The following is a 12,867-nucleotide window of genomic DNA, read 5'->3' as shown; positions in this document are numbered from 1 at the left end:
GCGAGCCCGGTCAGCAGGCCACGTCGATGCCCCTGGCGCGCAGGAACGGCGCCGGGTCGATCTGGTTCCACATCTGGCCCTGGTGCACCTCGAAATGCAGGTGTGGGCCCGTGGAGTCGCCTGTGGAGCCCTCCAGGCCGATCGTCTGCCCGGTGCTGACCGTCTCGCCGACGCTCACCCTGGCGGTGCTCAGGTGGGCGTAGTGGGTGAGGTAGCCGTTGCCGTGGTCGACGACGACGGAGATGCCGTACCCGTCGCCGACGTCGCCGGCCTTCGTCACGGTGCCCCGGAAGGCCGCCCGCACCGGGGTGCCGGCGGGCATGGCGAAGTCGATGCCGGCGTGCAGGGTGCCCCAGCGGGGCCCGTAGCAGGAGGTGATCGTGGCTCCCGCCATCGGGATCACCCAGGACGTCGTCGGCTTCGTGCTCTTCTTCGGCTTCGCCGTGGCGGTGGCCGTCCGGCTGGCCTTCGGCTTGGGCTTGGGCTTGGAGCTGGGGCTGGGCTTCACGGTGGGGCTGACGCTGGGAGTCGGGCTCGCCGACGGGCTGTCCAGGGTGACCGGCTCCCGGGCCGAACGGTCGGCCCGCTCGGCGGCCTCGGCCCGCTCCCGGGCGTCGAGGGCCACCGGATGGGTGGTCGCGGGGTCGTCGCGGTCGGTCATGACGACACCGGCGACGCCGAATCCGACCACGGCGACCGCACCGACGGCCAGCAGCCGCGAACGCCGGCTCGGCGTGCGCCGGTGGCGCGCCGGGGCGGCGGGGATCTCACGGGTCGGGGTGGGTTTGTCGTCCTGCACGGGTACGGACCTCACAGCTTTCGAGTGGTACGTGACCTCGAAATCCTGGTGCCGGTCCGAGCGGCTCCGAGTACCGGGGGTGGGTGCGGCAGGTGAGACGGCCGGTGTCGCTGTCCACCTCTGGGCTTCGCTGTCCTCGACTGCCCGATGTCGGCCCGACCGCTCGGTGTGTCTCAGGTCACATTCCGACCTGTGGGTTGGGACACGTTTGCGTCTGGTCCGTCATACGAAACCGCCCGGATCGACAGATCCGGGCGGTCAACGGGCGTTACGGCCGGTCAGGACGCGGCTACCTCGCTGTAGATTGCCTCGACTTGTAGCTTGATGTCCACTCCGCGCTCCTGGAGCCACGGCACCGGGTCGAGGGGCTCGCCCTTGACATGGATCTCCAGGTGCAGGTGGGAGCCGTAGGAGTGGCCCGTGTTGCCGACCAGGCCGAGCTGGTCGCCGGCCTTGACCTGCTGGCCCTCGCGGACGCTCAGCGAGGAGGAATGGCCGTAGATCGCCTCACTGCCGTCGGCGTGCTGGACGATGACCGCGTAGCCGTAGCCGCCGAACCAGCCGGCCTTGGTGACCGTGCCTTCGTGGATGGCGACGTACGGGGTTCCCTCCGGCGCGACGAGGTCGACACCGGTGTGCAGTTTGCCCCACCGCATGCCGTAGGGGGAGTTGAAGTCGTAGCCCTGAAGGGGCAGTAGCCAGACGCCGGAGTCCTCGGCGCTCTCCGGGCCGTTGCGGCTGTCCCGGGAGGCTCGGTCGGCGGCATCGGCCCGGTCGGCCGCGCCCTGGTTGCTGATCGACGCCTGCTTCAGCTCGTCGAGGACCGTCGGGCTGACGCTCTTGGCGTCCGGCATCGCGCTGGCGCCCAGCGCCACCACACCGGCACCGACGAAGGCGGTGGTGACGACCGCGGCGTAGCGGCTGCGTGGAGGGGTGGGTACGCGGCGGCGACCGCGATATCGATCGGGCTCAGACGACAGGCGCTGGCGCACGCATACCCTCCGTTGTCGGGGTTCCGATGCGGATCAGTCGCCGTGCCGATCTGGTGACCGTGCGTCGACTGATCGCGTCGTCACCCGTCCGTAGACCTGATGACAACCGTGGACACGGTAGCCAACCGTCAGCCCTGTCACAAGCCGGAGCGCCGAATTGGTTGCGCCTTTCTGTCCGTTTCCGTCCTAGATTGTCAGGGGTCGGGGGTGCTGTGGGGTGCCCTTGTTATCCTCCGTTCGTCGCACACCGTGACCGTTCGGCGGAGTCGTCCCGCTTGACGCCTACCGCGTCGGTCGTGTCTCTGCGTGAGGTGACAGTGGTGCCCGGGTTAGTACGGGTGCCACGCCAGTTTGGTGGACGCCGACGGCGTCCACGGCCCGCCCGTCCGGCCCCGGTTCCCCGGTCCCGGTCAGGCGGGTTACCGTTCGTTCAGGGGATATGGCCGCTGAGCCGGTGAAAGGGATACCCAGATGAGCTCTCGTGTTCGGGTCGTCGTCGCCAAGCCGGGCCTGGACGGCCACGACCGTGGTGCCAAGGTGGTGGCGCGCGCACTCCGCGACGCCGGCATGGAGGTCATCTACACCGGCCTGCACCAGACTCCGGAACAGATCGTGGAGACCGCGATCCAGGAGGACGCCGACGCCGTCGGCCTCTCGGTGCTCTCCGGGGCGCACATGACGCTGTTCCGGCGGGTCCTGGAACTGCTCGACGAGCGCGACGCCCGTGACATCGTGGTCTTCGGCGGGGGCATCATTCCGGAGGCCGACCTGCCGGAGTTGGAGCGGCTCGGCGTGGCCAGGATCTTCACCCCGGGTGCGACCACCGCGTCCATCGTGGAATGGGTGCGGGAGAACGTCGCGCAGCCGGTGGCCTGAGAAGCCGCGCAACCGAAGACAGGGGAGGGGCCGGACGCACCCCTCACACGTCCGGCCCCTCTATGCACGATGCCCCGCCGCCACCCCTCGACCGACAGGGCATCGGCCGCTTTCGTCCTCGCGCTTTCCAGCGCTCCGACACCTGACTCAACGACGCCCTTCCTGCTGGGTTACGCAGGGCCGTCGAGAACCGTGGCACCCCCGGCAAGATCGCTCGAATGGGTGACGGCATCCGGCTCCACCGCCCCGATCGGGGCGCGGCCGGTGACCCGAGGTCGGCCCGGGCTGTGCATTACCGCACACCGCGCACCCGCTCGGTTGCCGGAAGTGCCAGCATCGCTAGGCTGCGCCCAATGAACCCTTTCCGACCTCCCCTTGCGGGCCGGACCGCCAGGTCGGCTGCGGCGCGTGGTTTCGGTGGTGGGGGTTCGACCGCCTGCGTCAACTTCTACTGATGTCGGGCATCGCACTGTTTTCTTTCCATACGCTGGTGGCGGCGCGACGGCGCGCCGCAGAGACGGGACGGGACGCGCAATCGTGGACCTGTACGAGTACCAGGGGCGGGACCTGTTCGAGCGGCACGGACTTCCCGTGCTCGCCGGCGGCGTCGCCACGACCCCGGAGGAGGCCCGCGCGATCGCCGAACGCCTCGGCGGCCGGGTGGTCGTCAAGGCACAGGTGAAGGTCGGCGGACGAGGCAAGGCGGGCGGCGTCAAGCTGGCCGAGGGCGCGGAGGAGACGGTGGCCCGCGCCACCGACATCCTCGGCATGGACATCAAGGGTCACACCGTCCACAAGGTCATGATCACGGTGACTGCGGACGTGGCCGAGGAGTACTACTTCTCGTACCTGCTCGATCGGGCGAACCGTACGTTCCTCTGCATCGCCAGCGTCGCCGGCGGCATGGACATCGAGCAGGTCGCCGCCGAGACCCCGGAGAAGGTCGTCAAGGCGCCGATCGACGCCGTCACGGGCGTGGACGAGGCGAAGGCGCGGGAGATCGTCGAGGCGGCCGGTTTCCCGGCCGAGGTCGCCGACCAGGTCGTCGAGGTCGCGGTCGGCCTGTGGCGGGCGTTCGTCGCCGAGGACGCCACCCTGGTCGAGGTGAACCCGTTGGCCAAGACCGCCGACGGCAAGCTGCTGCTGCTGGACGCCAAGGTCTCGCTCGACGAGAACGCCGGCTTCCGGCACCCCGACCACGAGGCGCTGGTCGACCAGGCGGCGGTGGATCCGCTGGAGCAGGCCGCCAAGGAGAAGGACCTCAACTACGTCAAGCTCGACGGCGAGGTCGGCATCATCGGCAACGGCGCGGGCCTGGTCATGTCGACCCTCGACGTGGTCGCCTACGCCGGTGAGCGGCACGGCAACGTCAAGCCGGCCAACTTCCTCGACATCGGCGGCGGCGCCAGCGCCGCGGTCATGGCCAACGGTCTGGAGATCGTGCTCTCCGACCCGTCGGTCAAGAGCGTCTTCGTCAACGTCTTCGGCGGCATCACCGCCTGCGACGCCGTGGCCAACGGCATCGTGCAGGCGTTGGACCTGCTGGAGCAGCGGGGCGAGCGGGTCACCAAGCCGCTCGTCGTCCGCCTCGACGGCAACAACGCCGAGGCCGGTCGGGCGATTCTCGACGGCGCGAACAACCCGCTGATCGAGCGGGTCGACACCATGGACGGCGCGGCCGAGCGGGCCGCCGAGCTGGCGGCTGCGGGGGTCTGACACATGGCTATCTGGCTGACCAAGGACTCGAAGGTCATCGTGCAGGGGATGACCGGTTCCGAGGGTTCCAAGCACACCCGTCGGATGCTCGCCGCCGGTACGAACGTGGTGGGCGGCGTCAACCCGCGCAAGGCGGGCACCACCGTCGACTTCGACGGCACCGAGCTGCCCGTCTTCGCCAGCGTCGCGGACGCGATGAAGGACACCGGCGCGGACGTCACGGTCATCTTCGTGCCGCCGCAGTTCACCAAGGGTGCGGTCATCGAGGCGGTCGACGCCGAGATCCCGCTGGCCGTGGTGATCACCGAGGGGGTGCCGGTGCACGACACCGCCGCCTTCTGGGCGTACAACGTGGCCAAGGGCGAGCGGACCCGGATCATCGGCCCGAACTGCCCCGGCATCGCCTCACCGGGCGCCTCGAACGCCGGCATCATCCCGGCGGACATCACCGGCACCGGCCGCATCGGGCTGGTCAGCAAGAGCGGCACGCTGACCTACCAGATGATGTACGAGCTGCGTGACATCGGCTTCTCGACCTGTGTCGGCATCGGCGGCGACCCGATCATCGGCACCACGCACATCGACGCGCTGGCCGCCTTCGAGGCGGACCCGGACACCGACGCCATCGTGATGATCGGTGAGATCGGTGGCGACGCCGAGGAGCGGGCGGCCGAGTTCATCAAGGCCAACGTCACCAAGCCGGTGGTCGGCTACATCGCCGGTTTCACCGCTCCGCCCGGCAAGACCATGGGGCACGCCGGTGCGATCATCTCCGGCTCGGCGGGCACCGCCGACGCGAAGAAGGAAGCGCTGGAGGCGGTCGGCGTGAAGGTCGGCAAGACGCCGACCGAGACGGCCAAGCTGATGCGCGAGATCATGTCCGCGAGCTGAGAGCGTGTCGGAGAAGGCCATGCCCTACTGCGCCGCCTGGGACTCGGCTCGCTACGGGCGAGCCTCCTCAAACCCGCTCTGAGCGGACCACGCGTCGAGGGGCCGACCTGCGGGTCGGCCCCTCAGCTGTTCCAGGACGGGTAGTTCCCGGTCGCCCGGAGGATCAGGTTGATGACGATGTTCAGCACACCCAGACCGATGGCCACGTAGCCCAGCACGGGCGACTGGCGGTACCGACGCGCGTCGCGGATCGACAACCAGCCGAAGACGATGCCGAGGATGCCGCAGCAGAGCAGACCGGTCACGATGCCGAGCACGCCCCAGAGGGTCGTTCGGTCCCGGCCGGCGGGCGGTGGCGGGGGTGGTGGATACGGAGCGTTCACAACTCCCCTTCCGGTCACTAGCTGCCGCGACGATGGTCACGGCCCCTGTTGCCGAGGCTAGAGGAGCCGGTGCCCGCCCACGTCCGATCAGGCGAACTGGTTCGGCCCACCGGCGCAGCGCCGGCTGCCGGGCGGGTGTCGGGCAGCCGACGTCGGCCTGACATGCCAGAGTAGAGCCGATGTCCTTTGTCACCCCTGACCAGCCGCGCCGGGCAGCCGACGTCCGCGGAGCCGGTGCCAGGCCACCCGGCCGGGCCGGCCCGCCACGCCGGGTGCCCGCCGCGCGTACGGCGCCCCCGGGGCGCTCGCACGCGCCGCTAGCGGTGGCCGCGCTGGTCGCGGCCGGCGGGGCGGCCGTCACGGCCTGGCTGCCCGTGGCGCTGGCGCTGTGGCTGTTCCAGCTCAGCGAGGGCACCGGCACCCTGCTCGACGCCATCCGGGCGGGAGCCGCCGGTTGGCTTCTCGGTCACTGGGTGCCTCTGAACACGGACACCGGCCCGCTCGGCCTGGCACCGCTCGCGGTGACCGCGTTGGCGCTGTGGCGGCTCACCCGGGCCGGCGTACACGTCAGCCGGGCGATCGGCGCCCGCGGCGGGCGATCACCGGGAAGGACGATCGCTGCCGCGTCGGCCGTCGGTGTCGCGTACGGGCTGCTGGGGGCGCTCGCCGCGCTGCTGGTCGGAGCCGGCGGGCCGAGCGTGTCGCCGGTCCGCGCCGGGCTGACGCTGATGGCCGTCGGCACGCTCGCGGCCGGGGTGGGCGCTGCCCGCACGACAGGGGTGGCGGAGGTCTTCGCCGACCAGGCGCCGATACCGCTGCGCGAGGGGGTGCGGGCCGGTGCCGTCGCCGCCCTGGTGCTGCTCGCCGCAGGGGCCGCGGCGGCCGGGTTGGCGGTGGCGACCGGTGGTGGCGACGCGGCCGACCTGATCGGCGCCTACCGCACCGGTGTCGCCGGGCAGGCCGGTATCACCCTGGTCAGCCTCGCGTACGCGCCGAACGTCAGTGTGTGGTCGGCCAGCTACCTGCTCGGCCCCGGCTTCGCGGTCGGCACCGACACGGCGGTACGCACCAGCGAGGTGTCGGTCGGCGCGCTGCCGGCCCTGCCGTTGTTCGCCGGTCTGCCCGACGGGCCGGTCGACGGGCTCGGTGCGGTCGCGGTCCTCGCCCTGCCCGTCCTCGTCGGGATGGCCATCGGCTGCCTGCTCGCGCGCCGGTTGCTGCGACTGGCCATGGCCGAGCGGGCCCGACTGTCGTGGCGGCGGCTGCTCGTCTCGGCGGCGCTCGCCGGACCGGTGGCCGGCCTCCTGTTGGGCGCGGCGGCGACGGCGTCCGGCGGGCCGCTCGGCGGCGGCCGGCTGGCCGAGGTCGGTCCGGTCGGTTGGCAGGTGGCGCTCGCGGCGCTGCTGGTCACCGGTGGCGGGGCGTTGCTCGGCGCCGCCGCCACCCAGTGGCTCGCCCGACTCGCGGCCTGATCGGCATCCGGTCGGCCAACCGGCCCCACGCGGCCCGCAGCTGCGGCAGGCCGCCCTCGCCTGCGGCCGGGTGAGAACCGGCGTCGACTCGACGTCACCGCGCAGGCCCGCTCGGGCAGCTCGACGAAGGGTGGCACCTGACGCGCCAGGGGCGTCCCGGATACTCCGGGACGCCCCTGGGAGCGGGCGGGCGCTGGTCAGGGAGTTAGCGAACCACTGACGTTCAGCGCCACCAACACGAGCTGAACCACGCCCAGCAGTAGACCCACCGCGCCGCAGATCAGACCGGCGAGCGCCTGGCCGGAGTTGCCGGCCAGCCCCTGGTCGGCCTTCTGCTTACCGAGCCAGCCGGTGATGAGGGCGGTCAGGCCCAGCGGGATGCCGAGGTAGCAGCAGGCCAGCGGAATCGAGGCGATACCGAGGATCATCGCCACCAGGCCGAGGGTGTTCTGCTGCCCCTGCGGGCCGGCGAAGCCCGCGTTCGGGTACATCGGCGTGCCGCCGTACGGCTGGGGGGCGTTCGGGTCGGTGTAGGGCTGTCCGTACGCCGGCTGTCCGTAGGCCGGCTGTCCGTACGCCGGGGGCTGGCCGGCCGGTGGCGCGTACGGGTCGTAGGGCGCGGGTGAGGCCGGCGGCTGGGCCTCCGGCTGTCCCGAGGGCTGCTGACCGTACGGGTCGGCGGGGGGCTGCTGCTGACCGTAGGGGTCGGCGGGCGGCTGCTGGCCGTACGGGTTGGCCGGCGCGGCGTACGGGTTGGCCGGCGGCGGAGCGTACGGGTTGGCCGGCGGCGGTGCGGTGGGGTCCCCGTTGGGCTGCTGGCCGTACGGGTCCTGAGCGGGCTGACCGGGCTGCATCCGCTGCTCAGTATCCGTTGACGGGTTGGGGCTGCATGACGACTGCTCCTCACGGTTGTTCGCTGACGGGCGGCGGGCCGGGCATGCGCCGGTCCTAAGCGACCGGCAGCGTACCCGGTCCGGACCAGCCCGGCTGCCGTGCGATCCCGTGTCGCCCAGCGGATGGGCCCCGGTCGGCGGCCGGATAAGGTGTGCCGGTGACCCAGGCCGCCCGTATCGTCGTCCTTGTCTCCGGCTCCGGAAGCAACCTCCAGGCACTGCTGGACGCGACCGCCGACCCGGCGTACGGGGCACAGGTGGTGGCGGTCGGGGCGGACCGCGACGGGATCGCGGGCCTGGACCGTGCCGTGGCCGCCGGGATACCGACCTTCGTCGAGCGGGTCAGGGACTACCCGGACCGCGAGGAGTGGGACGCCGCGCTCACCGCCCGGGTCGCCGAGCACCGACCCGATCTGGTGATCTCGGCCGGTTTCCTGAAGTTGGTCGGTCCGCGTTTCCTCGCCGCCTTCGGCGACCGCTACCTCAACACGCACAACACCCTGCTGCCGGCCTTCCCCGGCATCCACGGTCCGCGTGACGCCCTCGCCTACGGGGTCAAGGTGACCGGGGCGACCCTCTTCTTCGTCGACGCCGGGATGGACACCGGCCCGATCGTCGCGCAGGTGGCGGTGCCGGTGCGCGAGGACGACGACGTCGACACGCTGACCGAACGCATCAAGGAAGCGGAACGGCGCCAGCTCGTCGAGCAGGTGGGCCGGCTGGTCCGCGAAGGTTGGACGATCACCGGAAGAAAGGTCAGGGTCGGAGTGAACCCCATCGAGGACGGGCGCCGCCCGATCCGGCGGGCACTGGTAAGCGTCTACGACAAGACCGGCCTGGCCGATCTGGCCAAGGCGCTGCACGCCGCCGGTGTGGAGATCGTCTCCACCGGCAGCACCGCGTCGACGATCGCCTCGGCCGGGGTGCCGGTGACCCCGGTGGAGCAGGTGACCGGTTTCCCGGAGATCCTCGACGGGCGGGTGAAGACCCTGCACCCGGCCATCCACGGCGGGCTCCTCGCCGACCTGCGCAAGGACACGCACACCGCACAGCTCGACGAGCACGGCATCGGCGGAATCGACCTGCTGGTGTCCAACCTGTACCCCTTCCAGGACACGGTCGCCTCCGGTGCCGGTCAGGACGAGTGCGTCGAGCAGATCGACATCGGTGGTCCGGCGATGGTCCGGGCGGCTGCCAAGAACCACGCCTCGGTGGCCGTGGTGACCGACCCCGACGCGTACCCGATGCTGCTGGCCGCCCTCGACGGCGGTGGCTTCACGCTGGCGCAGCGTCGGACGCTGGCCGCCCGCGCCTTCGCCGCCATCGCCGAGTACGACGTGGCGGTCGCCGAGTGGTTCGCCGAGACGGTCGCCCCGTCCGCCGACGGCTGGCCGCACTTCGCCGGGTCGGCGTTGCGGCGGCAGTCGGTGCTGCGCTATGGCGAGAACCCGCACCAGGCCGCCGCGCTCTACACCGACCCGGCCGGGCCGGTCGGGCTGGCCCAGGCCGAGCAGCTGCACGGCAAGGAGATGTCCTACAACAACTACGTCGACGCGGACGCCGCCTGGCGGGCCGCGAACGACTTCGCCGACCAGCCTGCGGTGGCCATCATCAAGCACGCCAACCCGTGCGGCATCGCGGTCGGCGCGGACGTGGCGCAGGCGCACCGCAAGGCGCACGCCTGCGACCCGGTCTCCGCTTTCGGCGGGGTCATCGCCGTCAACCGGCCGGTCTCGGTCGAGCTGGCCGGGCAGATCGCCGAGATCTTCACCGAGGTCGTGGTGGCGCCCGGCTACGAGCCGGGCGCGGCCGAGGCGCTCCAGGCCAAGAAGAACATCCGGCTGCTGCGCGCGCCGGAGTTCCGACCGCGTCCGGCCGAGTGGCGACAGGTCACCGGCGGCGTCCTGGTGCAGCAACGCGACGCGATCGACGCCGAGGGCGACGACCCGGCCACCTGGCGGCTGGCCACCGGCGAGGCGGCCGACGAGGCCACCCTGGCCGACCTGGCCTTCGCCTGGCGGGCGGTACGCGCGGTGAAGAGCAACGCCATCCTGCTGGCCCGTGACGGTGCGACGGTCGGCGTCGGCATGGGTCAGGTCAACCGGGTGGACTCGGCCCGTCTCGCGGTCAGCCGGGCCGGTGCCGACCGGGCACGTGGCGCGGTGGCCGCCTCGGACGCGTTCTTCCCGTTCGCCGACGGGCCGCAGATCCTCATCGACGCCGGCATCCGGGCGATCGTGCAGCCCGGTGGCTCGATCCGCGACGAAGAGGTGATCGACGCCTGCAAGCGGGCGGACGTCACGATGTACTTCACCGGCACCCGCCACTTCTTCCACTAGGCACGGCCGGCGGCGACGCCCGTCGTCGCCGCCGGCCACCCGGTCAGGCGGGCGGTTGGAGGGTCGCCACGGTCCGCTGTCGCGCCAGCAGGCCGGAGATGCCGTCGGCGGTCATCGGTCGGCCCAGGTAGTAGCCCTGCCCCCGGGTGTAGCCGAGTTCGCGGAGTACGGCGACCTGCTCGGCGCTCTCGACCCCCTCGGCGACGGTCTCCAAGCCGAGCGCGTGGGCGAGCTGGATCACCGCCCGGGCCACCGCCTGTCGGGCGTCGACCGCCGACGGCTGGCCGTCGTCGATCTCGATCCCGTCGACGAAGGACTTGTCGAGCTTCACGATCGCGGCGGGGAAGGCCCGCAGCAGGCTCAGTGACGACTCGCCGGTGCCGAAATCGTCCAGCGAGAGGCGGATCCCCATCCGGTCGAGTTCGAAGAGGGTCCGGGAGACCTGCTGACCGCGCAGTACCGCCGACTCGGTCACCTCCAGCACCAGCTGTTCGCAGGGCAGCCCGCTGTCGGCGAGCGCAGCCGCCACGTCGGAGACGAAGTCGGGGTCGTGCAGTTGCCGCGCGGAGACGTTCAGCCCCGCCTCCTGAAGCGCGTCCGGCCCGAACTCCAGTGACCACGCCACCGCCTGGCGGCACGTCTCGCGCAGCACGAAGCGGCCCAGCGGCACGATCAGGCCGGTTCGCTCGGCGGCCGGGATGAACTCGGCCGGGCTGACCACGCCACGGCTCGGGTGGTGCCAGCGGACCAGCGCCTCGACCCCGACCAACCGGTAGTCGTCGAGCCGCAGGATCGGTTGGTAGACGACCCGCAGCTCGTTGTGGTCCAGGGCCCGGCGCAGCTCGCCGCCGAGCTGCATGTGCCGCAGCACCGGCTCGCCCATGCCGTCCACGTAGCGGACGAAGCTCGCCTTTCCCCGCTGCTTCGCCGTGTACATGGCGATGTCGGCGTCCCGCAGCACCGAGTCGACGGTGGCTCCCGGCGTGGCGTCGGCGATGCCGATGCTGGCCTGCACCAGCAGGCGGTGCTGGCTGATCGGCTGGTCGAGCGCGGTGAGCAGCCGACCGGCCAGCTCCTCGGGGTCGGCGTCCGCGCCGGTGAGCAGGACGGCGAACTCGTCACCGGCGACCCGTACCGGCAGACCGTCGTCGCCGACCTCGGCGCGCAGCAGCTCGGCGACGGAGACGAGCAGCCGGTCGCCGACGCCGTGCCCGAGCAGGTCGTTGACGGTCTTGAAATCGTCCAGGTCGACCAGGAGCACCGACGCGGGTGTGGTCGCGGCGAGCGCGGCGGCGAGCCGGTCCCGGAAGAGCACCCGGTTCGCCAGCCCGGTGAGGCCGTCGTGGCTGACCTCGTACTGGAGGCGCTCCTCCTGGACGCGGGTGTTGTGCAGCAGCCGGGCGTTCTCCCGGTACGCGATGAACTGTCGGGCGCTGACCAGCGCGGTCACCACCACGGCGGTGACCAGGACCACCCGGACCGGCCAGGTCAGCGGGGCGCCGAAGGCGAGCGCGAGCAGTGGCACGTCGACCGCCACCACGGCCAGGTACGGCAGGAGCATCCCGTTGCGGGACTGATCGCGCCGGACGCCGAGTTCGGCCCGCCACTGCGCCGCGACGCCGAGGGTGAAGAACACCGGGGTCAGCGGCATCACGATCGCCTGGGCGGGGATGCCCGCGACGTACCCGTACCGGACCGCGAGCACGGCGACGATCCCGGCGGTGACGCCACCGCTCGCCGCGACGAATCGCAGGGCGACGCGGTCCACCGGGCCACCGGTGACGAAGGACACCTTGGTGGCGGCGCCGACCGCGACCAGGAACGCGAGCCCGACCAGCGCCATCGCCTGCGTGCTCCACGGCTCGTCGGCGGACAGCATCGGGGCCAGCCCGATGTAGCAGAGCAAGGCCGTGCAACCGAGGAACGCGATCATGCGATCGAGCAGGATGCGCCACCGCTCGACACCGCCGGCCTCGACGACGGGCACCCGGCCGACCGCCCAGATGGCGATGACGAATCCGATCGCGACGGAGGCCGCCGCCGGTAACGGCATGCTTCGGGTGCGGGCCTCGGCGGCGTGCGTCAGCATGTCCAGCGCCAGCCAGGCGTACCCGATCGTGATGAAGACCGCCGCCACGAGGAGCGCGCGCCAGAAGCGGCGGCTGACCGGGTCGAGTTCGGCGCAGCGGAGCAGGTGTACGACGGACCCGGCGGCGAGGACCCCGCCGCCGGGAACGAAGACGTACGCGAGCGCCTCGGTGCCGGCGCCGACGGTGAAGTTCGCGACGCACCAGACGGTGCCGAGGGCGACGACCACGACGGTGGCCTGCACGAACCGCCCCATGATCCGGCTGTTCCTCGCGGCGACCCCGGTGGTGGGGTCCGTCGTTCGCCGAAGCGCCAGCTGCGTCACGGCACTGACCATAGTGACTGCGGAGGGTCACGACATCGGTCATCGGTTGCGTCTTCCACAAAGGATCGACACAGCGGTGTCCACTACGGAGCG

The 12,867-nt window shown here is 71.8% G+C and carries 10 protein-coding genes and 1 pseudogene; 6 read left to right on the top strand and 5 right to left on the bottom strand.

What is annotated here, in order from left to right; all coding sequences use genetic code 11:
* Positions 1 to 10: 10 nt before the first annotated feature.
* Both ACLQ2S_RS00630 and ACLQ2S_RS00625 read right to left on the bottom strand, forming a co-directional pair.
* Positions 11 to 799 (bottom strand): M23 family metallopeptidase, encoded by a 789-nt coding sequence (locus ACLQ2S_RS00630; RefSeq protein ID WP_425700910.1) that lies wholly within the window; start codon positions 797 to 799, stop codon positions 11 to 13.
* A gap of 278 nt (positions 800 to 1,077) precedes the next feature.
* Positions 1,078 to 1,791, bottom strand: a complete 714-nt coding sequence (locus ACLQ2S_RS00625) for a M23 family metallopeptidase (protein WP_309222517.1) — start codon at positions 1,789 to 1,791, stop codon at positions 1,078 to 1,080.
* A 471-nt stretch (positions 1,792 to 2,262) separates the two neighbouring features.
* Between ACLQ2S_RS00625 and ACLQ2S_RS00620 the strand changes: the two genes are divergently transcribed.
* From ACLQ2S_RS00620 to sucD, 3 genes are all read left to right on the top strand, one after another.
* Entirely contained in the window at positions 2,263 to 2,667 is a 405-nt protein-coding gene (locus ACLQ2S_RS00620) for a cobalamin B12-binding domain-containing protein (protein ID WP_155214617.1), read from the top strand.
* A 537-nt stretch (positions 2,668 to 3,204) separates the two neighbouring features.
* Positions 3,205 to 4,383 (top strand): ADP-forming succinate--CoA ligase subunit beta, encoded by a 1,179-nt coding sequence (gene sucC, locus ACLQ2S_RS00615; protein WP_309222518.1) that lies wholly within the window; start codon positions 3,205 to 3,207, stop codon positions 4,381 to 4,383.
* 3 nt (positions 4,384 to 4,386) lie between these two features.
* Complete coding sequence (sucD, locus tag ACLQ2S_RS00610) at positions 4,387 to 5,274, top strand: succinate--CoA ligase subunit alpha (RefSeq protein WP_155214618.1); 888 nt, start codon at positions 4,387 to 4,389, stop codon at positions 5,272 to 5,274.
* A gap of 122 nt (positions 5,275 to 5,396) precedes the next feature.
* Here sucD and ACLQ2S_RS00605 read toward each other — a convergent pair whose 3' ends face one another.
* Positions 5,397 to 5,657 carry a DUF4190 domain-containing protein gene (locus tag ACLQ2S_RS00605; protein WP_309222519.1) on the bottom strand — a complete coding sequence of 87 codons (261 nt, stop codon included), beginning with the start codon at positions 5,655 to 5,657 and terminating at the stop codon, positions 5,397 to 5,399.
* Between the two features lie 179 nt (positions 5,658 to 5,836).
* On the opposite strand from ACLQ2S_RS00605, the gene ACLQ2S_RS00600 reads away from it, so the two are divergent.
* Positions 5,837 to 7,129, top strand: a complete 1,293-nt coding sequence (locus tag ACLQ2S_RS00600) for a DUF6350 family protein (RefSeq protein WP_425700909.1) — start codon at positions 5,837 to 5,839, stop codon at positions 7,127 to 7,129.
* A 197-nt stretch (positions 7,130 to 7,326) separates the two neighbouring features.
* Here the strand turns inward: ACLQ2S_RS00600 and ACLQ2S_RS00595 are convergent, their stop codons facing one another.
* The gene (locus ACLQ2S_RS00595) at positions 7,327 to 7,983 is read right to left on the bottom strand and encodes a DUF4190 domain-containing protein (RefSeq protein ID WP_425700908.1); all 657 of its coding nucleotides are present in this window, start codon (positions 7,981 to 7,983) and stop codon (positions 7,327 to 7,329) included.
* A 191-nt stretch (positions 7,984 to 8,174) separates the two neighbouring features.
* On the opposite strand from ACLQ2S_RS00595, the pseudogene purN reads away from it, so the two are divergent.
* Both purN and purH read left to right on the top strand, forming a co-directional pair.
* A pseudogene (gene purN / locus ACLQ2S_RS00590) lies at positions 8,175 to 8,786 on the top strand (phosphoribosylglycinamide formyltransferase); the annotation flags it as partial.
* A 3-nt stretch (positions 8,787 to 8,789) separates the two neighbouring features.
* Positions 8,790 to 10,361: a bifunctional phosphoribosylaminoimidazolecarboxamide formyltransferase/IMP cyclohydrolase gene (purH, locus tag ACLQ2S_RS00585; RefSeq protein WP_309222591.1), complete on the top strand. Its 1,572-nt coding sequence runs from the start codon at positions 8,790 to 8,792 to the stop codon at positions 10,359 to 10,361.
* Positions 10,362 to 10,404: 43 nt separating this feature from the next.
* On the opposite strand, the gene ACLQ2S_RS00580 is transcribed toward purH, so the two are convergent.
* The gene (locus tag ACLQ2S_RS00580) at positions 10,405 to 12,774 is read right to left on the bottom strand and encodes a putative bifunctional diguanylate cyclase/phosphodiesterase (protein WP_425700907.1); all 2,370 of its coding nucleotides are present in this window, start codon (positions 12,772 to 12,774) and stop codon (positions 10,405 to 10,407) included.
* Positions 12,775 to 12,867: the final 93 nt, after the last annotated feature.

Origin of the sequence: Micromonospora sp. DT48 (genome assembly GCF_049844495.1) — a bacterium.
Taxonomy (GTDB): domain Bacteria; phylum Actinomycetota; class Actinomycetes; order Mycobacteriales; family Micromonosporaceae; genus Micromonospora.
Note: the sequence above shows the minus strand (reverse complement) of the source record. Positions and strands in the feature narration are given on the sequence as shown.

Coding starts and splice junctions, on each gene's coding strand:
- ACLQ2S_RS00595 (WP_425700908.1), bottom strand. CDS start 7,983: ATGCAGCCCGGTCAGCCCGCTCAGGACCCGTACGGCCAGCAGCCCAAC.
- ACLQ2S_RS00620 (WP_155214617.1), top strand. CDS start 2,263: ATGAGCTCTCGTGTTCGGGTCGTCGTCGCCAAGCCGGGCCTGGACGGC.
- ACLQ2S_RS00600 (WP_425700909.1), top strand. CDS start 5,837: ATGTCCTTTGTCACCCCTGACCAGCCGCGCCGGGCAGCCGACGTCCGC.
- sucD (WP_155214618.1), top strand. CDS start 4,387: ATGGCTATCTGGCTGACCAAGGACTCGAAGGTCATCGTGCAGGGGATG.